At 73.5% G+C, this 23,202-nt stretch carries 19 protein-coding genes; 10 read left to right on the forward strand and 9 right to left on the reverse strand.

Annotated elements, in window-relative coordinates:
- Positions 1 to 40: 40 nt before the first annotated feature.
- A complete protein-coding gene (locus tag AB0K36_RS22175) occupies positions 41 to 478 on the reverse strand; it encodes a subtilase-type protease inhibitor (RefSeq protein WP_364597031.1) in 438 nt (145 codons plus the stop codon).
- A 333-nt stretch (positions 479 to 811) separates the two neighbouring features.
- On the opposite strand from AB0K36_RS22175, the gene AB0K36_RS22180 reads away from it, so the two are divergent.
- Positions 812 to 1,846, forward strand: coding sequence for a PHP domain-containing protein (locus AB0K36_RS22180; RefSeq protein ID WP_364597034.1), 1,035 nt, complete (start codon positions 812 to 814; stop codon positions 1,844 to 1,846).
- On the opposite strand, the gene AB0K36_RS22185 is transcribed toward AB0K36_RS22180, so the two are convergent.
- Positions 1,847 to 2,467 carry a LysE family transporter gene (locus tag AB0K36_RS22185; protein ID WP_364597037.1) on the reverse strand — a complete coding sequence of 207 codons (621 nt, stop codon included), beginning with the start codon at positions 2,465 to 2,467 and terminating at the stop codon, positions 1,847 to 1,849.
- 431 nt (positions 2,468 to 2,898) lie between these two features.
- On the opposite strand from AB0K36_RS22185, the gene rsgA reads away from it, so the two are divergent.
- Positions 2,899 to 4,017 carry a ribosome small subunit-dependent GTPase A gene (rsgA, locus tag AB0K36_RS22190; protein WP_364597040.1) on the forward strand — a complete coding sequence of 373 codons (1,119 nt, stop codon included), beginning with the start codon at positions 2,899 to 2,901 and terminating at the stop codon, positions 4,015 to 4,017.
- A gap of 520 nt (positions 4,018 to 4,537) precedes the next feature.
- Here the strand turns inward: rsgA and AB0K36_RS22195 are convergent.
- Both AB0K36_RS22195 and AB0K36_RS22200 read right to left on the reverse strand, forming a co-directional pair.
- Positions 4,538 to 5,023: a DUF456 domain-containing protein gene (locus AB0K36_RS22195; protein WP_364597042.1), complete on the reverse strand. Its 486-nt coding sequence runs from the start codon at positions 5,021 to 5,023 to the stop codon at positions 4,538 to 4,540.
- Between the two features lie 17 nt (positions 5,024 to 5,040).
- Positions 5,041 to 6,033, reverse strand: a complete 993-nt coding sequence (locus AB0K36_RS22200; RefSeq protein WP_364597045.1) for a helix-turn-helix domain-containing protein — start codon at positions 6,031 to 6,033, stop codon at positions 5,041 to 5,043.
- Between the two features lie 186 nt (positions 6,034 to 6,219).
- Between AB0K36_RS22200 and AB0K36_RS22205 the strand changes: the two genes are divergently transcribed.
- From AB0K36_RS22205 to AB0K36_RS22220, 4 genes are all read left to right on the forward strand, one after another.
- The gene (locus AB0K36_RS22205; RefSeq protein WP_364597048.1) at positions 6,220 to 9,963 is read left to right on the forward strand and encodes a S8 family peptidase; all 3,744 of its coding nucleotides are present in this window, start codon (positions 6,220 to 6,222) and stop codon (positions 9,961 to 9,963) included.
- A 1,224-nt stretch (positions 9,964 to 11,187) separates the two neighbouring features.
- Positions 11,188 to 12,249 carry a protein phosphatase 2C domain-containing protein gene (locus AB0K36_RS22210; RefSeq protein WP_435877908.1) on the forward strand — a complete coding sequence of 354 codons (1,062 nt, stop codon included), beginning with the start codon at positions 11,188 to 11,190 and terminating at the stop codon, positions 12,247 to 12,249.
- 164 nt (positions 12,250 to 12,413) lie between these two features.
- Positions 12,414 to 14,156, forward strand: coding sequence for a pyruvate dehydrogenase (locus tag AB0K36_RS22215; RefSeq protein ID WP_364597051.1), 1,743 nt, complete (start codon positions 12,414 to 12,416; stop codon positions 14,154 to 14,156).
- A 321-nt stretch (positions 14,157 to 14,477) separates the two neighbouring features.
- Positions 14,478 to 14,909, forward strand: coding sequence for an ATP-binding protein (locus AB0K36_RS22220; RefSeq protein WP_189474944.1), 432 nt, complete (start codon positions 14,478 to 14,480; stop codon positions 14,907 to 14,909).
- A 128-nt stretch (positions 14,910 to 15,037) separates the two neighbouring features.
- Here AB0K36_RS22220 and AB0K36_RS22225 read toward each other — a convergent pair whose 3' ends face one another.
- Together AB0K36_RS22225 and AB0K36_RS22230 are read right to left on the reverse strand one after the other, a co-directional pair.
- On the reverse strand, positions 15,038 to 16,108 hold the full coding sequence (locus AB0K36_RS22225) for a DUF2637 domain-containing protein (RefSeq protein WP_364597055.1): 1,071 nt from the start codon (positions 16,106 to 16,108) through the stop codon (positions 15,038 to 15,040).
- Between the two features lie 195 nt (positions 16,109 to 16,303).
- Positions 16,304 to 17,149: a (2Fe-2S)-binding protein gene (locus tag AB0K36_RS22230; protein ID WP_364597058.1), complete on the reverse strand. Its 846-nt coding sequence runs from the start codon at positions 17,147 to 17,149 to the stop codon at positions 16,304 to 16,306.
- 149 nt (positions 17,150 to 17,298) lie between these two features.
- Between AB0K36_RS22230 and AB0K36_RS22235 the strand changes: the two genes are divergently transcribed.
- The 4 genes from AB0K36_RS22235 to AB0K36_RS22250 all read left to right on the forward strand — a co-directional run bounded on the left by AB0K36_RS22235 (position 17,299) and on the right by AB0K36_RS22250 (position 20,500).
- Positions 17,299 to 18,060: a GntR family transcriptional regulator gene (locus tag AB0K36_RS22235; protein WP_435877909.1), complete on the forward strand. Its 762-nt coding sequence runs from the start codon at positions 17,299 to 17,301 to the stop codon at positions 18,058 to 18,060.
- Between the two features lie 51 nt (positions 18,061 to 18,111).
- Entirely contained in the window at positions 18,112 to 19,281 is a 1,170-nt protein-coding gene (locus AB0K36_RS22240; RefSeq protein ID WP_364597061.1) for a WD40 repeat domain-containing protein, read from the forward strand.
- Between the two features lie 123 nt (positions 19,282 to 19,404).
- A complete protein-coding gene (locus tag AB0K36_RS22245) occupies positions 19,405 to 19,884 on the forward strand; it encodes a hypothetical protein (protein ID WP_364597064.1) in 480 nt (159 codons plus the stop codon).
- A gap of 247 nt (positions 19,885 to 20,131) precedes the next feature.
- Positions 20,132 to 20,500: a hypothetical protein gene (locus AB0K36_RS22250; protein WP_364597067.1), complete on the forward strand. Its 369-nt coding sequence runs from the start codon at positions 20,132 to 20,134 to the stop codon at positions 20,498 to 20,500.
- On the opposite strand, the gene AB0K36_RS22255 is transcribed toward AB0K36_RS22250, so the two are convergent.
- From AB0K36_RS22255 to AB0K36_RS22265, 3 genes are all read right to left on the reverse strand, one after another.
- The gene (locus AB0K36_RS22255) at positions 20,501 to 21,019 is read right to left on the reverse strand and encodes a protein-tyrosine phosphatase family protein (RefSeq protein WP_364597069.1); all 519 of its coding nucleotides are present in this window, start codon (positions 21,017 to 21,019) and stop codon (positions 20,501 to 20,503) included.
- The gene (locus AB0K36_RS22260) at positions 21,016 to 21,813 is read right to left on the reverse strand and encodes a hypothetical protein (protein WP_364597072.1); all 798 of its coding nucleotides are present in this window, start codon (positions 21,811 to 21,813) and stop codon (positions 21,016 to 21,018) included. Before AB0K36_RS22260 ends, AB0K36_RS22255 begins: the two co-directional genes overlap by 4 nt.
- A 116-nt stretch (positions 21,814 to 21,929) precedes the next feature.
- A complete protein-coding gene (locus AB0K36_RS22265; RefSeq protein ID WP_364597163.1) occupies positions 21,930 to 23,189 on the reverse strand; it encodes a hypothetical protein in 1,260 nt (419 codons plus the stop codon).
- Between the last annotated feature and the right edge of the window lie 13 nt (positions 23,190 to 23,202).

Below are 23,202 nucleotides of genomic sequence, written 5' to 3' on the forward strand. Positions count from 1 at the left end.
CTGCGGGCGCGGGCCGGCGCCCCGCCCCCCCCCGGCCGCCTCAGAAGTCGAAGAGCACGCCGCTGCCGCTGCTTCGGATGCACGAGTTGCCGAAGGTGTGGGCGTAGTCGACGCGCGTGCCGTTCCACACGCCGTCCACGGTCACCGTCACCGGATCCCACTGCTTGGTGCAGACGACGCTCGGGTCCCGTGTGGTGATGGCGTCGAACGCGCCCTCCGCGGCGCGGAGTTCGGCGCAGGCGGCGTTCGCGGCGGGGTGGGTGCCGGTCGCCGTGGGCGTGCAGCTCAGCGTCACCGCGCGCAGCACCGTTCCGGCCGACGCGTCTTCCCCTGTCGTGACGGTCAGCACGAGGGCCGACGGCGGGTACAGCCTGTCCGGGCCGGGCTGCGCGGAGTTCGCGCTGCCCACGGCGGGCGCCGCGACGAGAGCCAGCGTGGTGGTGGCTGAGAGCGCGAGGCCTCTGGCGATGTACCGCATTTCGAACACTCCCTGGGGTCGTTGTTTCGGAAATCGGACGGGAGTCTTACTCACCGCGGTGAAGAACGCTTGGCCCTGTGCACGGTTTCGGTCACTTCAGGTGATGCTCTGAGGGCAGGCGGTGACCGGGTGGGGGATGCTGACCAGCGGTTCAGTAGCTCACCGAATCGGCCGAAGAAAGACGTTCCAGGTTGTTGATCAATTGAATATAAGGCTGGCGAAATCTTGAACCGTTGATTGAAAGGTGTGGCGCTGTTCACGCCTGTGTCGCTGCGCGTTGGACGAGCAGCCGGCATCGGGGTTCACTGAGCTGAGGACCCCAGGGAGGTGACGATGGAACCGGTCGAGGCCCTGAACCGGGTGGCGTTTCTCCTGGAACGCTCACTCGCGGAGACCTACCGCGTACGCGCCTTCCGTACGGCCGCCGCTGCCCTCGCCGAACTCGACGCGCGGGAGATCGCCGACCACGCCAAGGCCGGAACACTCGTCAAGATCAAGGGAATCGGCCCCAAGACCGCCCGGGTGATCGAGGAGGCCCTCGCCGGCGGCACCCCCGCCTATCTCCAGCGACTCGAGGACGAGGCAGGCGCGCCGCTCGCCGACGGCGGCAGCACCCTGCGCGCCGCGCTGCGCGGTGACTGCCACCTGCACTCCGACTGGTCGGACGGCGGCAGCCCCATCGACGAGATGGGCCGTGCGGCAGCCGCGCTCGGCCACGAGTGGGCCGTCCTCACCGACCACTCGCCCACCCTCACCGTCGCAGGAGGACTCACCGCGGAACGGCTGCGCGCCCAGCTCGACGTCGTGGCCGAACTCAACAAGGAGTGGGCGCCCTTCAGGCTCCTCACCGGCATCGAGTGCGACATCCTCCCCGACGGCAGCCTGGACCAGGACCCCGAACTCCTGGACCGCCTCGACCTCGTCGTCGCGTCCGTCCACTCCAAACTCCGCATGGACCCCGCCGCGATGACCCGGCGGATGGTCCGCGCCGTCGAGAACCCGCTCACCGACGTTCTCGGCCACTGCACCGGACGACTCGTCACCGGCGGCCGCGGCACCCGGCCCGAGTCGCGGTTCGACGCGGACGAGGTGTTCGGCGCCTGCGCCGAGCACAGCACCGCCCTGGAGATCAACAGCCGCCCCGAACGCCGCGATCCACCGCGAAGGCTGCTGCGCCACGCCGTGCAGAAGGGCGTCCTCTTCGCCGTCGACACCGACGCCCACGCGCCAGGACAGCTCGACTGGCAGATCATCGGCTGCGCCCGCGCGGAGGAGTGCGGGGTGCCGGCGGAGCGGGTGATCAACACCTGGACGGCGGACGAACTCCTCGAGTGGACCCGGACCGGGCGCCCGCCCGCCGCGGGCTGATCAGCCGCTGAACATCAGACGGGCCGCCAGGAAGATGATCAGCCCGTTGCCGATGAGCGCCGTGCCCAGACGGCCCTTGTCGCTGGTGAGAACACGGCCGACCAGCGCCCCGCCGACGGCGAGCAGCGCCTGCCAGGCGGCCGACGCGGCGAACGCGGCGGCGACGAACAACAAGCCACCCGTCGCAGGCCGGTCGTCGTCGCGGAGCGCCAACACCAGTGCGGAGAAATAGACGATGGTCAGCGGGTTGAGGACAGTGAGCCCCAGGAACTGCCAGTAGACGACGAGCGGCCGTCTCTCCTCGACCCGCTGTACCGACCCGGTGTCGAGGGACCGGCGGACGGCGTCCACCAGTCCCTTCGCCGCGAGGGCGAGCAGCACGACCGCGGCCGTCCAGCGCATGGGCTGCGCGACGGGCCGGAGCAGTCCGGCCAGCGCGGCACCCGTCAACGCGGCGATCAGCGCGTACAGGCCGTCGGCCGTCGCCGTCCCCATGGCGCCCGCGAGCCCCGTACGCAACGACGTCTGCGCGGAGAGCGTGACGATCATGACGGTGACTGCGCCGACCGGCATGGCGATTCCGAAACCGGCCAGCGCGCCGGAGATCAAGATGTCGTTCACAACGTCCCCCGTGGTGGGCGCACTCCGACTGCGCCGATCCAACTGCCGGGCCGAACGGCCGGTCAAGGCGATTTCCGACCCGCGCGACGAGGTCGACGGCCCCCGAATCCGAAGCCGGCCCCGAGGCCGCCGGACGCCGGGAACCGGCGCGCGAGGACGGGCCGGATTAATCGCTGGCGCCCCGCCCAGGGGCGCCGCTATCGTTCTGCTCGTTCCGGGCCGCGGCAGTGAGCCGTGCCCGGCGGAACAGTGTTGGTTCGTCGAGAAGAAGACGAACAGGAGGTGAGGACATTGATGACTGTCACGGTGGCGGGCGCTGCCCGCGTTCAGAGGTTCATCATCGTTTCCACCCCTGTGGCCTCCGGCTGACACCCACTCGACGTCCGCGCGCGGAGCGCGCGCTGCCGGGGCCGCCCTTCGAAGGGTTCCCCTTGTCCAACACCCTGTCCCACACGTCTTCCACCACCTCTGCCGCCCAGGACACGCTCGCCCCGTACGGGTGGGACCCGGCCTGGGAAGCCGAGTTCGCACCGTACGCAACCCAAGGGCTGCTGCCCGGCCGTGTCGTACGCGTCGACCGCGGCCAGTGCGACCTGGTCACGCCGCACGGTCTCCTGCGCGCCGACACCGAGTTCGTCACCCCCCGCGACCCGATGCGGGTCGTCTGCACCGGCGACTGGGTGGCCGTCGACCCCGACGGCGACCCCCGGTTCGTACGGACCCTCCTGCCGCGGCGCACCGCGATCGTGCGGTCGACGTCGTCCAAGCGGTCGGAAGGCCAGGTGCTCGCCACCAACATCGACCACATCGTCATCTGCGTCTCGCTCGCCGTCGAACTCGACCTCGGCCGGATCGAACGCTTCCTCGCCCTGGCGTGGGAAAGCGGGGCGCAGCCGCTGATCGCCCTCACCAAGGCCGACCTCGTCCCCGACGTCACCGGGCTGTCCTACCTCGTACAGGACGTCGAGACCACCGCGCCCGGCGTCCAGGTGATCCCCGTCAGCTCCACCACCGGCGAAGGCGTCGAGATCCTCACCGCCATCGTGTCCGGCGGCACCAGCGTGCTGCTCGGCGTCTCCGGAGCCGGCAAATCCACCCTCGCCAACGCGCTCCTCGGCGAGGACGTCATGGACGTCCAGGCCACCCGTGACGTCGACGGCAAAGGCCGGCACACCACCACCACGCGCAACCTGCTCGTCGTTCCCGGAGGCGGAGTCCTCATCGACACGCCGGGGCTGCGGGGCGTCGGGCTCTGGGACGCCGAAGCCGGCGTGCACCAGGTGTTCTCCGAGATCGAGGAATTCGCCGCGCAGTGCCGTTTCCACGACTGCGCACACGAGGCGGAGCCCGGCTGCGCCGTGCTCGGCGCGATCGAGGACGGCACACTGCCGGAGCGCCGGCTCGACAGCTACCGCAAGCTGATCCGCGAGAACCAGCGGATCGTGGCCAAGACGGACGCGAGGCTGCGGGCGGAGATCCGGCGCGACTGGAAACTGAAGGGCGCGCAGGGCCGGGCGGCGATGGAGGCCAAACGGGGCCGCATCCGCTGACCCGGGCACGGCCCGGCCTGGGGTGGCGCCTCGGGCGGTCCGGGCCGGGGGTGGCGTTTCGGGCCTCTCCTGGCCGGGCCGCGGGCGCGGTCCGGGCCGGGGGTGGCGTTTCGGGCCTCTCCTGGCCGGGCCGCGGGTGCGGCGTCCTCGGGCGTGGCGTGGCCCGGCGTGGTCCCGGTCGGTGGGGGCGGTCGGATCGCCGTGCCCGTCGGTCCGGCCGCCCCCGGCGTTAGCGGCGCCCGGGAGGCCCCGGGGGCTCTTCGGCGCGGAGCTGCCGCTGCGAGGGGTGTGGGGGCGTCAGCCCCGACAGAAACATTTTCCTGGAAGGGGGACTCCAGGGGCACCCCATGGGGTCCGGGGCTCGCCCCGGTTTCGGGAAGGGGCGGGGTGGGGAACAGGCCCCGCGCAGCGGCCACCGTCCCCACACGCGGCGTGGCCGCCGGATCGACGTCCCCGCCGGGGGTCCGCCAGGCCCGGGCCTGGCGAACCACCGGGGGCTCTTCGCGAGGCGAAGCCCCGGTCACCCGCCCGCCAGCACCGCCCCGACCCACGCCCCCACCACGAGGAGGCACCCCATGAGCTCCACCAGCACGCTCGTGCCCGCCGCGCGCATCACCGCGCGGGTCGAGGCCATCGCCGGGCCGTGGCCGCCCAGCCGGAGGCGTTCCGAGCCGTAGATGCCGCCCACGAAGCCCGGCACCGCGCCGATGACGGGAAGCAGGAAGAAGCCGGCCAGGGCCCCGAGGCCCGCGGACGCGGCCATCCGGCGGGTGATGCCGAGGCCGCGCAGCCGGCGGTTGGGCAGCAGCCAGACGACGACCTGGATGATGAGCAGGACCGCCGTCGCGCCGACGAGCAGGAACCACGCCAGGCCCGTCTGTACGTGCAGGGACCACCAGAGCATCGCGGCCCACACCAGCCACGGCCCCGGGACACCCGGGACGATCACCCCGAGGAGACCCAGCAGCATCACCCCGCCGACCATGAGGAGCTGCCATACGCCCACATGCCAAGCGTGCAGGATCAGAGGCGGTCGTGCAGGTCGCGCGCCACCCAGCCCTTCGCGTAGGCGTGCCAGCCCAGCTGGAGGCGGGTGGTCACGCCGGTGAGTTCCATCAGCCCCTTGACCCGGCGCTGCACGGTCCGCAGCCCCAGGTCCAGCTGCTTGGCGACGCTCGCGTCGGTCATGCCGGCCAGGAGGAGCGAGAGGATCTCCAGGTCCGTGGTGTCCGGGCCAAAGACGTCCTCCTCGATGCCGCGCGCCCCCAGCCGCAGGGGGAGCGCCTCGCGCCAGACCGCCTCGAAGAGGCCCATCAGCGACTCCAGCAGTCCGCTCGCGTGGACGACGAGCGCGGCGGGTTCCGCGCCGCGGCCGGTCAGGGGCACCATCGCGAGGGTGCGGTCGGCGATGACGAGCTTCGTCGGCACCCGGTCGACCACCCGGACCTGCTCGTCACGGCTCAGGGCCGCCGACAGCTCGGTGATGCCGTGCGGCTTCGTCAGCACCTCGCGTTCCAGCACGACCCGGTAGGTCACGCCCCTGGACGTGGCGTTCTCCTCGGCGTCGTTGTCCATACCGCTGACGGCGATGGGGGTGCCGGTGACGAGCGCGCAGACCTCCTCCGTCGCGCCGAGCTGAAGCTGCCCGAAGCGGTGCACCACGGCACTCGCACCGGTCACCACCTCGACCAGGTCGTGGACGGCCGGCTCGTCGGACTCCGCCCGGTACTCCTCGGCGAGCAGCGCCGCCGCCAGCTCCGCCTGCTCCAGTTCGTGCCGCTGCTGCGTCAGCAGGGCGCCGAGCGCCACACCGGGCGGCGCCGCCACCCAGCGGCCGGTGCGCGCGGACGACTGCGCGGCCAGCCCCTGCTGCTCCAGCCGGCGCAGGGCCCGCTCCGTTTCCGGCTCCGGCATCGCCAGCCGGTGTGCGAGATCGGAGATCTCCGCGGCCCCGAGCGCCACCAGCGCGCGGTACGCCGACTCCTGTCTTTCGTCGAGCCCTATCGCTCCCAGCACGGAAACCCTCCCCGGACATGCGCCTGTCGGCCGCCGTGGCGGAAATCGGCCACGGCGTGAACCCGCCTCGGACATCATCCCCGCATCGGCCGCCGCTCTGCCAATGTGGCCGCCACCGCAGCACCAACAGCCTCCGGCAACGGGGCCTTTGTGTCCTTTTGTGGCCGGATTCAGATGGGGAGAGCGATGCGCCCGATATCGCGTACGGCACTGGGGGCGGCAACAGCCGCCGTGCTGGCCGTCACGGCGATCGCACCGTCGGCGGCCGCAGGGCCGCAGGACGAGGCGACCGAGAAGAGACCGTTGGCCGGCAGCGAGGCCGCCGCACGGCAAGGGGAGCGACCGGTCACGGTCACGCTCGTGACCGGGGACCGCGTCCTCGTCGGCCGGGACGCCTCTGGCGCGCCGTCCGCCACCGTACTGCCGCGCCCCGACGGCACCACGGCCACGACGCAGACCCGCCGCTCGGGTCACGACCTGTACGTCTACCCGGAGGACGCCGTCGCCGCGCTGGCGGCCGGCACCGTCGACGAGCAGCTCTTCAACGTCACCGGGCTGGTCCGCCAGGGCTACGACGACGCGCACACCGCGGCACTGCCGCTGATAGCCACCTACGGCGGCGACGTGGCCCGCTCCGCCCCGGCCGTCCCGCGCGGCGCGAAGCGCGGTCTCGTCCTGGACGCCGTCGGCGGAGTCGCCCTCAAGGCCGACAAGAAGCAGGCCGCCGACTTCTGGGCGGACGTCACGAACACCCGGTCCCGTTCGGCCGCCGGGCTGAAGAAGCTGTGGCTGGACCGCAAGGTCGAGGCCACCCTCGACCGCTCCACCCAGCAGGTCGCCGCCGACCTCGCCTGGGCCGCCGGATACGACGGCAAGGGCACCAAGGTCGCCGTGCTCGACACCGGCGTCGACGCCGAACACCCCGACCTCAAGGGCCGGGTGACCGCCGCGGAGAATTTCACCGACTCCGACACCGCCGGCGACAGCCATGGGCACGGCACCCACACGCTCTCCACCGTCGGCGGGTCCGGCGCCGCGAGCGGCGGCAGGAACGAGGGCGTCGCCCCCGGCGCCGAGCTGCTCAGCGGCAAGGTCCTGAACGACTACGGCAACGGCGCGGAGTCCTGGATCATCGCCGGCATGCAGTGGGCCGTCGACCAGAAGGCCGACGTCGTCTCCATGAGCCTCGGCAGTCCGCAGCCGACCGACTGCACCGACCCGATGAGCACCGCGGCCGAGGAACTCGCCCGCACCGAGGGCACGTTGTTCGTCGTCGCCGCCGGCAACGCGGGCCCGTCGCACAACACCGTCTCGTCGCCCGGCTGCGTGCCCGGCGTCCTCACGGTCGGCGCCGTCGACCGCGACGACAGCACGGCCCGGTTCTCCAGCCGGGGACCCGCGATCGTCTCCCACACGCTGAAGCCCGAGATCGCCGCGCCCGGCGTCGCCGTCTCGGCCGCCGCGGCGGGCGGCCGGGGCCCGTACGCGTACCGGTCGATGTCCGGCACCTCCATGGCCACCCCGCACGTCGCCGGCGCCGCGGCCGTCGTCAAGCAGCGCCACCCCGACTGGAGCGCGCAGCAGATCAAGGCCGCGCTGGTGTCCTCCGCCAAGTCGTCCGTCCCCGGCGACGTACGCGAGACCGGCGGCGGCCGGCTCGATGTGAAGGCGGCCGTCGACACGACCGTGACCGGCGCGCCCGCCGTCCAGGGCGGCACCTTCAACTGGCCGCAGGACGACAGCGACCGGACCACCGTCCGGATCCCCTACACCAACAGCGGCGACAAGCCCGTACGCCTCGACCTGGCCGTGCGGAACGTGACCGGCAACGACGGCTCGCCCGTCCGCACCGGTATCGCCAGGCTCGGTGCGCGTTCGGTGACCGTCCCCGCCGGCGCGACCGTCGAGGTCCCCTTGACCCTGGACCCGTCGGCGCGCATCGGACGCGCCCAGTACGGGGACATCACCGGCCGCGTCGTCGCCACCGGTGACGGCGCCGCCGTGTCCACGCCGTTCTCGCTGTACGTGCAGCCGGAAACGGTCGCCCTGCGCGTCAAGCTCGTCGACCGCGAGGGCGCGCCCGCGGCCGGATCGTCCTCGCTGGACGTCATCGGAACCGACGACGCGACAGGCGAACGCCGCTTCAACGACGGCGCCACCGACCAGGTCTACCGGCTCCGCCCCGGCTCGTACCTCCTCTCCTCCTTCGTCACCTCCGGCGACGGCACCGTCAGTTACCTCGGCCGCCCCGAGATCGAACTGACGAAGGACGCGACCGTCGTGCTCGACGCGCGCAAGGCGCACCGGCTGAGCGTCGAGACCGACCGCAGCTCCGAGGTCCGCGTCGGAACGCTCGGCTTCGCCCGCAGTTGGGACGACACCTGGCTGCACTCCGGCACGATCAGCGGCGGCCGCGCGGTCACCGGCTTCTACGCCGACGTCCAAGGCCGGGCGAAGGACGGCGACTTCGAGTTCGCCAGCTACTGGCGCGCCTACGCTCCGCTGATCGAGGAGCTCACCGTCGAGGGCGGCCCGCGACTGCGTGCCGTCGCCGCGAGCACCGGATCGGTCAACCTCGACGGCACCGGCACCGCGGAGATCGTCGACGCGGGCACCGGCACGCCGGCGGAACTCGAAGCGGCGGGCGTCAAGGGCAAGTTCGCCCTCGTGCACGTCCCGGACGGCGGCACGGGAGCCGCGATCGCGGCACGCAACGCCAAGGCGGCCGGCGCGCTCGCCGTCGTCGCGCACCGCGACGCGCCCGGCCGGTACCTGCCCTCCACCGGCTTCGGCACCGCCCCGCACCCGGTCATCGGCATCGAGGCCGCGGAGGCGCGACTCCTGCTCGAGCGGCTGGCCGACGGCCCGGTCTCCCTGCGCTGGAAGGCCACCGCCAAGAGCCCGTACGTCTACAACCTGAGCTTCCCCGAGCACGGCCCGGTCGCCTCCGACCGCGCCTACCGGGTACGCGACACGAAGCTCGCCAGGAACGACAGCAGGTACCGCGCGATGGGCGTCGCCGCAGACTACCGGGACGTCGTCGTCGCGCACAGCCCGAGCGGCATCCAGGCGTCCGTCTCCGGCGTCGACCTGGTGCCGGCGCCCGGCGAACGCGCCGAGTTCTACACCCCCGGTGACACGCGGTGGGAGCACCACGTCTCCTCCAGCTTCCCCTGGGGCGAGCTCATGTCCGACCCGGCCCGCACGTACAAGCCCGGCGAACGGCGCGAGGAGAGCTGGTACGGCGGCGTCCTCGCCCCGGCCGCGCCCCTCGACGCGACAGGGGAGCAGGCCCTCGCGGCCGAGCGTCAGGGCAACCTCGTCGGAGTGGCCCCCGCGTTCTGGCGCGACAGCGAACACGTGGGCGCGGCAGGGTCGTTCGGCGACATCGGCAACACCCGGCTGGTCCGCGACGGCGAGGAGATCGGCCGGACACCGTACCCGTTCGGTGTCTACGAGGTCCCCGCCGGCGACGCCGCCTACGAACTGACCCTGATGACGATGAAGATCGGCTCGCCGGCCGCCGTCTGGAAGCGGTCCACCCGTCTGGAGACGACCTGGAAATTCCGTTCGAAGCTCGACGAGAACGTGTACTCCCAGGGCATCCCGCTCCTCTTCCCGGGCTACGAACTCCCCGAGGACGGCCTCAAGACCGTCGCCGCGAGCGACGGACTGCGGATCGGCCTGAGCGCCACGGGGCACGCCGGTTACCGGCCGGGCGCACTCACCGCCGCGAAGCTGTCGTACTCGTACGACGGCGGACAGACCTGGACCGGGGCGGCCACCGAACGACAGGGCGACGGCGCCTGGAACGCGACCGTGGACCACGCGGGCGCGTCCGCCAAGGCGGTCACCCTGAGAACCGAACTGACGGACGCCCACGGCAATTCCGTCACCCAGCTCGTGGTCGACGCCTACGCGGTGCGCTGACGCGCAGACGCGCCGATCACGACCGGTCCGCCGGGCGTCCTTCCCGTGGGGGGTTGGGCCGCCCGGCGGACCTTCGGCGGGTGTCTTTTCGTCAATGCCCGTTTTCTGGCCCTGAGTGCGGTCGACAATAGGGGCATGAGTGAGCAGGGGGACAGGCCCAACAGGCCTACCACCGAGGACGACTGGTGGAGCCGGCTGTACGACGACTCCGCCCCGGACACCGGCCGCCCGACCGAGTCCGCCGATTCCCTGGACGACCGCTTCGACTCGGCATCGGGCACGGTGACCACCCGCCCGCACGCCTGGTGGGACCGCCCACCGCCACCGCCCGCGGGGCGCGTCGGGGACCGGGGCGTCCTTGGCGACGGCCCCGCGGCCGACGACCCGGCGCGGGCCCCTTCGGCCCCCGCCCGCCCGGCGGGCGATCCGCCGTCTCCCGCGACGCGCGGACCCGCCATCGGGGACGAGTCGGTGGCCCTTCCGCCGCCCGCCCCGGCGACGCGCTTACCCGGCGAGGCCCTGCGGCCTGACGACGGCATGCATAACGAGCCGCCGGGCGCGGCGGACGCAGCCACGGACGGCGGCTTCGTCCCGCCTGTCCACCACGAGCCGCCCGCCTCGGCGACCCGACTGCCTGCCCCCGGCCCCGGTGCCGCGCCGGCCGGTGAAGACCCACGCGGATCGGCCGCCGCCCCGCCCCCGCCCACGAACCCGCCGCTCAGCCCGCCCCGGCCCGCGCCCACGGAGCCCCCACCCCGGCCGGCCGGTCCGGAGCAGCCGCAATCGGCCATGGGTGGCGATCCGCGTGACGGCGCGCCGCCGCGGCCGGACGGGCCGGCGCTGTCGGCCGTGGGTGGCGATCCGCGTGACGGTGCGCCAGCGGCGTCCGGTTCCGCCGGCGCGGACCGATTCGCCGAAGGCCCGGCGTCCCGTGGGGGCGGTACGGGAGCAGGTGCGCCGCCGCAGCAGGACTCGTCCCGCGCGGAAGGCGCCGGTACCGGCACGCCGGTGGCGGCCGGTTCCGCCGGAGGCCCGCCGTCCCGTGCGGGCGGTACGGGCGCCGGTGACGCGTCGACGCGCCCGGACGGGCCCGCGCAGGCGTCCGCAGCCGCCGGGAGTGATCCGCGTGGAGGGGCCGCGCCCGCGGCCCGCGCCGATGGCGGTCCGCCGTCCCGGGAGGGCGGGCCGCCACGTCGCCCGGGCTCCGCCGGGGGCGGGAATCCGGTGGGTTCCCCGCCCGCGTCGCCCGGGGGCGACGCACCCGGGTCCGCGGCGGCGCCGCGGGTGGTCGTGCCCGCGCAGGCGCCGCGCGGCGGTGTCGTCGGCGACGGGCCGCCCACCTACGACGCGGAGCCGACCGCGCTGCCCGCCGCCGAGGCGGACGCACTGGACCGGCTTGTCGCCGACACGGTGCTCGACGGCGCCAGGTACGGCACGTACACGCTGCGGGCCGCCTCTGTGCGGGGCGACTCCGCGCGTTTCCGTGGCGAGCCGCGCCGCGACGCCCTGCTCACGGCCCGGTTCGGCACCGGGCACGCCGCGCTGGTGCTCGTCGCCGTCGCCGGAGGGATCCGCGGGTCGGACACCGCGCACCTCGCCGCCGCCGACGCCTGCCGGTGGATCGGACGTGCCGTCGGCCGCAGTCACGCCCGGCTGGCCGAGGACATAAGGGCCGGCCGGCGCGGGGACCTCAAGTCCGGGCTGCACCGGCTCACCGACCGCAGCCTGGGCAGGCTCCGCGCCCGCGCCGCCGAGCTCGGTGTGGAGCCGGAGGCGTACACGGCGGGGCTGCGGTGTCTGCTGCTCTCCGCCGATCCCGCCTGCCGCACCCGCGTCTTCTTCGGCGTCGGCGCCGGGGGACTGTTCCGGCTGCGTGACGGCGCCTGGCAGGATCTCGAGCCGCCCGTACCCGACCGGGCCGACGTCACCGGCGCACCCGTCGTCGGTTTCGGGTCCGCCGTGCCGGAGGCCACGCCCGACGGTGACCGGCTCACCATGGACCTCGGCATCCCCACGGGCCCGGCGCCGTACATCGAGGCCCCGCCGCCCCCGGTGGCCGAGCCGTTCCGCTTCCGTGCGTCGGTGGCCCGTCCGGGTGACACGCTGCTGCTGTGCAGCCCGGGCCTCGCGGCCCCGGTGCGCGGCGAGGCGGCGCTCGCGAAGGAGCTCGCCGAGCGCTGGCGCGGTCCCGAGCCGCCCGGGTTGGCGCAGTTCCTCGCCGACACACAGCTCAGGGTGAAGGGCTACGCCGACGACCGGACGGCGGTGGCCGTGTGGGAGGCATGACCGCGCAGGCATGACCGCGCAGGCATGACCGCGCAGGCGTAACCGCACGGGCGCGACCGGCCCGGCCATGGGTTGATGGAGCGACGGGCCCCGACGTACGGGAGGGGCCCGGGCGGACGTCCCGCGGACGTCCAGGACCTCCACGGAGAAAGGGCGCGCACCCCATGGCCAGGAAGAACGTGGCGGAGCAGTTCGTCGACATCCTCGTCCGCGCAGGAGTCCAGCGGCTCTACGGCGTCGTCGGCGACAGCCTCAACCCCGTCGTCGACGCCGTCCGCCGCACCGCGGGCATCGACTGGATCCAGGTCAGGCACGAGGAGGCCGCGGCGTTCGCGGCCGGCGCGGAGGCCCAGATCACCGGCAGGCTGGCCGCCTGCGCCGGCTCCTGCGGGCCCGGCAACCTGCACCTCATCAACGGCCTGTACGACGCGCACCGCTCCATGGCGCCCGTCCTCGCTCTCGCCTCGCACATCCCCTCCAGCGAGATCGGCCTCGGCTATTTCCAGGAGACCCATCCCGACCAGCTGTTCCGGGAATGCAGCCACTACAGCGAGCTGATCTCCAGCCCGCAGCAGATGCCCCGGCTGCTGCAGACGGCGATCCAGCACGCCGTCGGCCGCGGCGGGGTGAGCGTGGTGTCGCTGCCGGGCGACATCGCGGACCGCCCGGCGCCGGAGAAGTCCATCGAGCACGCCCTGGTCACGACCCGCCCCACCGCCCGCCCCGGCGACGCGGAGATCGACCGGCTGGTCCGGATGATCGACGACGCGGAGCGTGTCACGCTCTTCTGCGGCAGCGGCACGGCGGGCGCGCACGCCGAGGTCATGCAGTTCGCGGAGCGCATCAAGTCGCCCGTCGGTCATGCGCTCCGCGGCAAGGAGTGGATCCAGTACGACAACCCCTACGACGTGGGCATGAGCGGCCTGCTCGGTTACGGCGCCGCCTACGAGGCCACCCACGAGTGCGATCTGCTCCTCCTGCTCGGCACGGACTTCCCGTACAACGCCTTCCTCCCGGACGACGTCAAGATCGCACAGGTCGACGTCAGGCCGGAGCATCTCGGCCGCCGCTCCAAGCTGGACCTTGCCGTGTGGGGCGACGTGCGCGAGACCCTGCGCTGCCTCACCCCCAAGGTGCGGGCCAAGACGAACCGCCGGTTCCTGGACAAAATGCTGAAGAAGCACGCCGACGCCCTCGAGGGCGTGGTCAAGGCCTACACCCGCAAGGTCGACAAGCACGTCCCGGTGCATCCCGAGTACGTCGCGGCCGTCCTGGACGAACTGGCCGACGACGACGCCGTGTTCACCGTGGACACCGGCATGTGCAACGTATGGGCCGCCCGCTACATCTCACCCAACGGCCGCCGCCGCATCATCGGTTCCTTCAGCCACGGCTCGATGGCGAACGCCTTGCCGCAGGCCATCGGCGCCCAGTTCGTCGACCGCAACCGGCAGGTCGTCTCCATGTCGGGCGACGGCGGGTTCACCATGCTGATGGGCGACTTCCTCACCCTGGTCCAGTACGACCTGCCGGTGAAGATCGTACTGTTCAACAACTCGTCGTTGTCGATGGTGGAGTTGGAGATGCTGGTCGCGGGCCTGCCGTCCTTCGGCACCGCCTACCGCAACCCGGATTTCGCGGCGGTCGCCCGAGCGGCCGGCGCCTACGGGGTGCGGGTGGAGAAGCCCAAGCAGCTCGCGGGCGCGCTCAAGGACGCCTTCAAGCACAAGGGCCCGGCGCTGGTCGACATCGTCACCGATCCCAACGCGCTCTCCATCCCGCCGAAGATCAGCGCCGAGATGGTGACCGGTTTCGCCCTGTCGGCCAGCAAGATCGTGCTGGACGGCGGGGTGGGCCGGATGGTGCAGATGGCCCGCTCGAACCTGCGGAACGTGCCGAGGCCCTGACCGCGCAACGCCGCCGGCCGCGGGCGGCCCGGGACAAGCGCCCGTCCAGCGCGGCCGGTCGCCGGGACGAGAACCGGTGGAGCGCGCGTATCCGGCCATCGGCATGTCGTCGCCGGCCGGCGGACCGACGGGCGCGGCGTCCGTGCCGCTCACCGGGCATGTGAACGCCTCGCGGCGACCGCCCTGACGGCGGTGCGCGGCCCCGCACATCGGCGTTCGGCCGGGGAACTGACGAAATCGGCATGAGTGGTGTCCCCCGGGCGGGGCATGCATCCGGTGACGCTACGAAGCCGAAACTCGTTCCGATGTGGGTGGGGGAAGATGACTGGACGTCACGGGGGCGCGGTCCGGGGCCGGCTGCATCGCAGACTCGGCAACGGCGATCTCACGGCCGTGCCCGAAGTGCGGCATGCGTTACGCGACCTGCTGGGCAAGTGGCCGGAGCGGGCGGAGGACGGCGCGGCGGACGCGGCCGACGTGGCCGAGCTGCTCGCCAGCGAGCTGGTGACCAACGCCCTGATCCACACCGACCACGGAGCGGTGGTGACGGCCACCGTCGAGGACGCGCGACTCCATGTGGAGGTCCAGGACTTCATGGCAGGACTGCCCGTGCGGGACATACCGAACGCCGACCTCGGTACGGGTGGCAGGGGGCTGGTCCTGGTGGAGCGCCTGGCCGACGCGTGGGGCGTGCGTACGGCCCAAGGAGTGGGCAAGGTGATCTGGTTCGAGCTGCACGCGGGGGCGGCCTGACCAGCGGCCCTGGGCCAGAGGCCGCTGACCGGCGGCTCCCGTGGTAGGCCCCGGCCGAACGCCTGCCAAGGACCCTGCCAGGGAGCCTGCCGGGTCCGCCAGCGGGCCGCTCCCGCGTCCGGCACCGGTCAGCCGAACTGCTGCTCCAGATCCTTGAGTTTGCGCTCCAGGGAGTCGAGACGCGGCAGGGCCTGGGTGTCGTCCTCGGCCGTGAGGTCGACCGTGACCGGTTCGGAGCCGGCCGGCTTCAGGGCCTGGAGCGACGGCCGTGTCCGCACGGGCAGTTGTCCGGGCTCCGCTATGACGGGCTCCACGACGGACGAGGACGAGTTCCCCGGCTGCTGGGAGCCGCCCGTGGCCGGTCCGAGGGCGGGCAGTTGCGACCCTCGGACCGCCCGGCCCAGCCCCCAGTTGCGGTGCTGCCGGTTGAGGGCCCTGATCTGGGCGCGCTCCAGCTTCTCCCGGTCGCGTCGGCGCATCCGGTTCTGCTGCTTCTGCCGGCGGTCCTCGCGTACCTCGTCGACCGCCTCGTCCAGGGTCCGCACGCCCTCGAGGAGCATCAGCGACCAGGCCGCGAAGGTCTCCCTGGGCGCCCGCAGCCACCGTACGATCCGGATCTGCGGCAGCGGCCGGGGCACCAGCCCCTGCTCACGCAGCGCCGCCCGGCGGGTCTGCTTCAGTGCCCGGTCGAACAGGACGGCGGCGGACAGCGACATGCCCGCGAAGAACTGCGGTGCGCCCGCGTGGTCGAGGCCCCTGGGCGCGTGCACCCAGTTGAACCAGGCCGCCGCGCCCGCGAACGTCCACACCAGGAGCCGGGAGCCGAGGGCGGCGTCACCGTGGCTGGCCTCCCGTACGGCGAGGACGGAGCAGAACATGGCCGCCCCGTCGAGGCCGAACGGCACCAGGTACTCCCAGCCGCCGGTCAGGTTCAGGTTCTGCCGGCCGAAGCCCACAAGGCCGTGGAAGGAGAGTGCCGCCGCGACGGCGGCGCAGCAGAAGAGGAGTACGTACGAGGCGGTTCCGTAGACGGCCTCCTTGCGCCTGCGGCGCTCCTCGCTGCGCTCCCACGAGTCATCGGCCGCGGCCTTGTCACCGGCGCGCTTGCCGCGCGCGAGCACCGCCACCGCCGCCAGGACTCCCAGGATCATCACGGCGCCCGGAAGCAGCCAGTCCAGCGATATGTCGGTCAGTCTCATGTGCGGTGTCCCTTGCATCGCGGTAGGGCGTTTCGGCCGCCATATTGCCGAACGCGGGGGACACCCAGGGGCTTTCCGAGCAAGAGAACGCCAATGGGGCCGTCCCGTACGCGAATAGGTGCGATCTGCTCGAACTGACGCCTGAACAACGCGAGTTGCGTTCGAATTCATGCCACTCGAAAAGGTGGCGTGGAATCACGAGGTCTGTTGAAGGCGGGCGACCCGGTCGGCGTCGCAGGTGCGCGGGCAGGTGACACAGGTGTCCTCCGGCCGCAGCGTGTAGAACAGGCAGCAGCTGGCCCGGTCGCGGGTCGGCAGCGCTTCGCCGTTCGGACCGGTCAGCTCGCGGAACCCGGCGGTGCCCACGTACGGCTTGGTCGCGCCCGGCAGCAGCTGCTCGAGCTCGGCCACCGCGCGGCGCTCCTCACCGAGGAGGTGGGCGACGTACCACAGGCCCTCGACGATCTCGTCGGTCGCCATCCCCCACAGGGCGCGCTTGCCGCGGCGCATCCGGGCTCCGAAGCCGTCGAGGACCGGTCCGATGTGCTCGGCGACGGCCGCCCGGACCTCGTCACGCAGCGCTTCCTCGTCCGGTACGACGCGGGCGCCGGGCAGGTTCGCGGCGGGGTCGTCCGGCAGGCAGGCGAACTCCCGGATCCGTACCGTCATGTGACCCAGCGCACGCTGGAAGGCGACGTCCTCGACCGGGACCCGCGGCACCCTGCGCACCAGGAACCAGGGGACGGTGACCAGGAGGCAGGCGGGCCAGGCGTAGCGGTGCAGGCCGAAGCTCGCGACGACGTCGGGACGGGCCTGCTGTCCGTAGTCCCGGAGCACCTGGGCGTTGTCCCAGGCGAGGAAGGCGTCGAGCGGAGCGCCGCCTGCCGCCAGGTCCGCCGCCCGGACCCAGCCGACGCCGTCGGGCGCGCGTCCCTCGTCCGTCAGCTCCTTCACGCGCAGCCCGGGAAAGACCTCGGCGAGGCGCGCGTAGGCGTCCGTCACGGGGGAGGTGAGGCCGGGCATCAGTGCAGGAAGGGTCATGCTGGGGACCACCGAATCGCGATCGTTAGCAGGTAAGCCTTACCTTACCCGATGATCTCGATGTTTGAACTGCGGCCCCGGCCGCCTATCGTGCACTCAGGGCCCCGCATCCGCGAGCCGGGCCGGGCGGACTGCCGGAGGAGGACCGGGTGGAGCAGGCCAGAGCGCGTGACCTCGCCGTTCCGCAGCCGTACGCCTCCGTCCGCGTGCCCGCGCAGGGCGGCCCGGGGGCCGCCCGGGAACAGGTCCGCGGCGAGCACACCCACAGCGAGCCCCCGGCCCCCCGTCCCGTGCAGCGTCACTCGGTCCGCGGTCAGATCCTCGACGCCCTGCGAACGGCCCTGGTCGACGGCGACCTCGTCCCCGGTGAGGTCTACTCGGCGCCGGTCCTCGGCGAGCGCTACGGCGTGTCGGCGACTCCGGTGCGCGAGGCGATGCAGCAGCTGGTCATGGAGGGCGCCGTCGAGGTCGTGCCGAACCGTGGCTTCCGCGTCGCCCGGCGCACCGCGCGCGAACTGGCCGAGCTGGCGGAGGTCCGCGCGCTGATCGAGGTCCCGGTCATGCTGCGTCTGGCCCGCACGGTCCCGGCCGACCGCTGGAGCGCGCTGCGCCCGCTGGCAGAGGCGACGGCCGCCGCGGCCGCGACCGGCGACCGCGCGAGCTACGCGGAGACGGACCGCGCCTTCCACCGCGCGGTCCTCGCCCTCGCGGGCAACGAGCAACTGCTGGCGGTGGCGGACGATCTCCACCGGCGTTCCCAGTGGCCGCTCAGCGGCGCGCCCACCACCCGCCGCGCGGATCTGGTCGCGGACGCGGCAGAACACACGGCGCTGCTGGACGCGCTGGCGGCCCAGGACCTCACGGTGGTCCAGGCGCTGGTGCGGGAGCACTTCGCGGGCTCGGACATCTGAGCGCGCCCCGGGACCCGAGGGGACGACGACGTGCGCGGCACGGTGTGGGCGGTGGCGAACCAGCTGGGCGTCGTGGCGGGCACCCCCGCCGAACTGCTGTCCGCGCTGCTGGCGGGTCCACCGCGCACCGTGCGGCTCGGCGGGGCGGGCCAGGATCCGGCCGAAGTGGCGGAACTGGCCGCCGTGCTCCGCGAGTTCGGTCACGTACGGGTGACCGTGGAAGCTCCCGACGAGCCGGCCCCCGTCAGGAAGCCCGGTGACGAAGGACCCGTGGACACGGCCGACGCGGAAGCGGTCTGTGCGACCGACCCCGTGCGGGTGACCGCCGCCTACGAGTCTGCCGACGACGACTGCGGCGGCCTGCGCAGTGCCTGGCTGAGGGCCGGGCAGTCCCTCATCCGCGACCAGGAGCCGGCCCGCCGCGCCCTGGTCCTGCAGACCGCTCTGCCGGCGGACGCGGAGCCGCGGGTACGGCAGGCACTGGCCCGGTCCGCCGCGGGCGCGCCCTGGCACCTGGAGCGGGTCCGGCCCTGCCCGGTCGCCGCCCTGACCGTCCTGCCGGGCGGCGCGCCGGTCGTGGCCGATCCGGGCGGCGGGGTGCGCGTCCTTCCCGACGGTGTCCGGCAGCAGTCGACGGCCACCCGCGTCAAGGCCGCCGCCGTGCTGGGGGAGGACACGGTCCTGCTCCTGGACGAACGGGGCCGGCTCCACCGGCACGGCGGCACCGCGACCGCGCTGACGAAGGCCGTCGCCGCCACCCTCGCCCGCCATCCGGGTACGGCCCTCGCCGCGGCGGCGGACATCGTGCTGGTCGGCGACCGCATGGGCTCGGTGCACGCCTTCGGCTCCGACGGCCTCCACCAGGCGGCCCTGCACTCCGGACGTGTCACCGCTCTCGCGGCCACCGCGTCACCCTCGCTCGCCGTACGGACCGGGGGCACGGACGGCGCAGTCCGCGCCTGGTCGCCCGCGGGCGGCGGGCACGGCTCGACCGTGTCGCAGCGGCCTTCGCCGGTCGTCGCCCTGCACACGGGACCGACGCCGGAGGGACCGGCCCTCGCGGTCGCCTGGGCGGACGGCCTGGCGGAACTGCACCGCCCGGGGAGGCGCGACGTCCTCACCTTCCGCCCGGGCCCGGCGATCCGGGCCGTCGCCGTCACACCCGACGGAGCCCTGTACATCGGCACGGAAGAGGCCCTGGTCCGTCTCCGGCCCCGCTGAATCCGGACGTTGGCGCGGCTGCTACCGGACCGGTCTCTGGATTCACGAGCGCTCGGGAGGCCCTGCTGGCACTCTCTTCTTGTGGATGCTGGGACTGCAGCCGTTCTGGGTGCCGGGGTGGGAGTGGTCGGAACGACCCTGGCGGCGATCATCGCCGGGGTGGCGGGGCAGCGGCAGGCTCGGGCCGAGCATCGTCACTGGCGTCGCCAACTGCGCCGCGATGCTTACGCCGCCTTCACGGTCAAGGCTGATGAGGTTCACGGGGCGCTGAGGGGTATCGAAACCGAGTTGGCCAGGCCGGGCCATGATCTCGACGCGCTGCGGGGTGCTCTTGACGAGACCCGCAGGTCGGTTCGAGAGGACCTGGCCGGTGCCCGGACTGCCGTCGAGCTCGAAGGCCCGGAGGAACTGGCCCGCATGGCCGGCGAGTGGGCGACGTCGCTGTCGGCCTGCGCGGCAGCGATCCAGGCGAGAATCATCGGCCGCGAGGGCAGTGATGCGCTCGGGGCGAACGAGTCGCATCGCATCCGGCGTTTCCTCAACCATGCGTCGAACAAGCGGGAGCAGTTCGTGAGCCATGCGCGCAAGGCCATCGATGTGTGAGCGTGAGAACGAGTACCGGCCGGGACGAGGACGCCGCGGTGAGCGTCGTCACGGCATGCTGCCGCCGGGCGGGGGGCTTCGGGCCGTCCGCCCGCCGACGCTCCGTCAGCCGCCCACCCTGGCAGACCGAAGGCGCGGCGCCCGATCTGAGCGGATACTCCTCGGCCCACCGGCGCACCTCCCAACTGAGCGTCGGCCAGGCTGCATTAGGGTGTCCGTTCGAGTTGTCCGACAGGTGGGGGCCGACATGACCGCGGAATCTCCGGAGGTGCCGGAGTCGTCCATATCCGACGAGGAATGGGCGAGGTTCCAGCTCGAGAGCGAGGGGCCGGCGCGGCTGGCCGCGCCCAAGGAACCGTCCGCCAGGGCGCGGATGGTCACCGAACGGCTGCGGCGCGCCGACGAGGAGGCCGCCCGGCGGCAGGGCCGGTTGCGGCGCTGGGCACGCCGGGGGAAGCCGGTGGAGGCCAGGCCGGACGGGTGGCGGGAGTGGCCCGGCCGGCCGCAGGCGGTGAAGCCGCGCCGCAGGGTGCGCGGATACGTCTGGGCGGCCGTCGTGGTCGCCCTCGTGCTGCTCGCCATGAATCCGCAGCGGGTCCTCGCCTGGATGACGTGATCAGCTCGCGGGCGGTGGCTCCAGCCCGGACAGCAGCGAGGCGATGTCCAGTCCGGTGAGCAGGTACTGCTCGAACGCCGCGTTGTGCAGTGCCCACGGCGAACGCCGCAGCCTGACCCGGTCGATGGCGCCCTCCGCGTCGTGTCCCAGTTCGATCAGGGTCTGGGCGGCCACCAGGCCGGCGCGGTTGTAGCCGGAGTAGCAGCGCACCAGCACGCGGCGTCCCGCCCGTACGGCGTCGGCGGCCGTCAGCGCCACCCGGCTCACGCGGTCGATCTCGTCGGCCGTCAGCCAGTCGTCGGGGATGGGGACGACATGATGCTCCACGCCCTCGGCGGGGCCGTGGCCCTCGCGGGTGTAGAGGCTGATCACGACGTCGAACTCGTCGGCGACCACGACGTCCTGGTGCCGGCCGGCGGTGTCGGCCCAGACGTGACCGCCGACCCACAGGCCGGTCGTGATCTCGTCCCACCGGCTGCGCGGCTCCGGGACGTCGCCTTCCCTGCGGCGGGTCCTCACTGGCCCGCGGGCTCGGGCTCGGCCACGGACGGCTGCGGAGGCACCACGGGCGACAACTGCGCGCCCAGCCACACCGGCACGCCGCCCAGCAGCCGGAACAGCCTGCGCGCCTCGGAACGCAGGCGGCCCGCCTCCGGCTCCGGCTCGCAGTCCGCGAGCCCGGCGAGCGCGGGCGCGGTGCCGATCAGGTACCCGAGGTCCTCCCTGATGCGCAGACACTCGGAGAAGCCGTGCCGGGCCTGCGCCAACTCGCCCTCACGCAGGGCGAGTCCGGCCTGCTGCTGCCAGGTGAACGACAGCAGCAGCGGGTCGTTCTGCGCCTTCGCGCCGGCGTGGGCCCGCTGGTAGGCGGCGAGAGCCGCCTGCGGCGCGTCCGCGATGTGCTCTGAGACCAGACCGCGCCGGAAGTCGAGCAGCGGGCGTCTCGGTGAGGCGGGGGAGAGCAGCGCGGTCGCCCTGCCGAGCGCGGAGCGGGCCTCGTCGGCCCGGTCCCGTACGCCGAGGCGGGTCGCCGCGTAGGCCAGCCGGCCGCGCTCGCTCGCGGCGCCGCCGCGTTCCTCGTCGTCGCGGGCGACGGCTTCCGCCGTGCGCAGGGCGTCCTCCGCCTCCGCCCAGCCCTCGCAGGTGAACAGGCAGCGTTCGACGAGCAGTCCGGCCCGCTCCAGTGCCGCCGCGGGTTCCGCGGCACGGGGCGCGAGCAGCGCCGCCGCATCGGTCCAACAGCCGCGCGAACGCAGCCGCCATACCGCGGTCTGGAGTGGATCGTCACCTGCTGTGGTTCCGGAACCAGACATGGCGGTATGCGCCACTTGCCCTCCCCGAGCACGCCATCGAGCTGTTGAGTCAGACGGCATCTCAGCACGGATCCGCGCGCCTGGCCAAGGGTTCAGGTGAATCAATTCACAATCTTTCAGCGGCCGACCGGGTCACCATGGGCGCCGTCGCCGGGGGAGATCAGGGCGAGATGGCCCCCGTCGTTGAGCGGTGTGGGCACCTTCAGGGTCGTCACCAGGGGTGATGTGCCAGGGGCCGCGTCGGCGTCAATCAAGTGGATCTCTCCATGACCCCCACGGGTGACGGCTACGAGCGATGATCCGGGCGACGCCGCGACCGCCCGGCGCTGCACCCCGTCCCACGGTGTGCCGCCGGGCCGGGGCGCGCCGTCCATCGCGGGCAGCGGCAGCCGGGCGGCGACGGCGGGGGAGTCCGAGTCCGTCGCGACGAGGACGAGTTCGTCGCCGTCGGGGTGCACCCTGGCGTACGCGGCGCGGCGCGCGGAAACGGCGAGCCGGAAGACCAGCCCGGGGCCGAGCGGAAGGCGCCCGGTGGTGTCGTGCTCCAGCGAGTGCCACCAGGCGTCGTTGGTCCACTCCGGCCAGCGGCCCGGGTCGGCGGGTCCGCCCCGGACGCATGACCAGAGCGTCCGGCGCGCCGGATCCAGGCGCAGGTAGTAGCCGCGCCCCTCGCCGGCCCACGGCAGCGGCTCCTCCGCCACCAGGCCGGCGCCGTCACGCCGGGCGCGCCGGACCCCGGAGCCGGTGGCCGCGAACAGCCGCCCGGAGACGGGGTCGTGGGCGTCGCCGTGCCCGTCGTCGTCGGCGAGCGGCAGTTCGGCCGCGGGTGCGGCGGGCGGGCAGGCCGGTGCGGCGCTCATCAGGTCGGCGTGCCGGTAGGCGGTGAGGGAGCCCGGCTCGCGGTGGCGCAGGACGACGAGCGCGTCCTCGCCGGTGCCGGCGAGGACGGTGACGCCGGGCTCGCCCGCGCGGGTGCGGACCCGCACCGAACGCGGTCCGCCCGGTGCGCCGAGGTCCACCGCTGTCAGCAGGTCGCTCCACGCCTCCCGGTTGCGGCCGAGTCCGGTGGTGACGGCGAGCAGCCGCCCGGCCGGATCGGCGGCGAGGTGCTCGGCGGGGACGGCCACCGGCGCGGTCGCCGCCGTGAGCGGCCTGCCCGCGTCCGGGCCGTACGGGTCGAGGACGACGAGCTCGCCCGCGAGGTCGTCGACGAACGCGGTGCGGCCGCCGGGCAGCGCGAGGAAGCCGGCGTGCTCGGCGAGGTGGCGCCCTTCGACGCGGCCGGTCTCCCGCCCGTCCGGGAGGTTCAGCACGTATACCGCGCCCGCGACTTGATCGGCGACGAGCAGGCGCGGAGAGGCGGGGGCAGGGCTCATGGACACGGCGGTC

Origin of the sequence: Streptomyces kurssanovii (assembly GCF_040677245.1) — a bacterium.
In the GTDB taxonomy this organism is placed as follows: domain Bacteria; phylum Actinomycetota; class Actinomycetes; order Streptomycetales; family Streptomycetaceae; genus Streptomyces; species Streptomyces kurssanovii.

Coding starts and splice junctions, on each gene's coding strand:
- AB0K36_RS22265 (WP_364597163.1), bottom strand. CDS start 23,189: ATGAGCCCTGCCCCCGCCTCTCCGCGCCTGCTCGTCGCCGATCAAGTC.
- AB0K36_RS22220 (WP_189474944.1), top strand. CDS start 14,478: ATGACTGGACGTCACGGGGGCGCGGTCCGGGGCCGGCTGCATCGCAGA.
- AB0K36_RS22225 (WP_364597055.1), bottom strand. CDS start 16,108: ATGAGACTGACCGACATATCGCTGGACTGGCTGCTTCCGGGCGCCGTG.
- AB0K36_RS22260 (WP_364597072.1), bottom strand. CDS start 21,813: ATGTCTGGTTCCGGAACCACAGCAGGTGACGATCCACTCCAGACCGCG.
- AB0K36_RS22230 (WP_364597058.1), bottom strand. CDS start 17,149: ATGACCCTTCCTGCACTGATGCCCGGCCTCACCTCCCCCGTGACGGAC.
- AB0K36_RS22180 (WP_364597034.1), top strand. CDS start 812: ATGGAACCGGTCGAGGCCCTGAACCGGGTGGCGTTTCTCCTGGAACGC.
- AB0K36_RS22250 (WP_364597067.1), top strand. CDS start 20,132: ATGACCGCGGAATCTCCGGAGGTGCCGGAGTCGTCCATATCCGACGAG.
- AB0K36_RS22205 (WP_364597048.1), top strand. CDS start 6,220: ATGCGCCCGATATCGCGTACGGCACTGGGGGCGGCAACAGCCGCCGTG.
- AB0K36_RS22215 (WP_364597051.1), top strand. CDS start 12,414: ATGGCCAGGAAGAACGTGGCGGAGCAGTTCGTCGACATCCTCGTCCGC.
- AB0K36_RS22175 (WP_364597031.1), bottom strand. CDS start 478: ATGCGGTACATCGCCAGAGGCCTCGCGCTCTCAGCCACCACCACGCTG.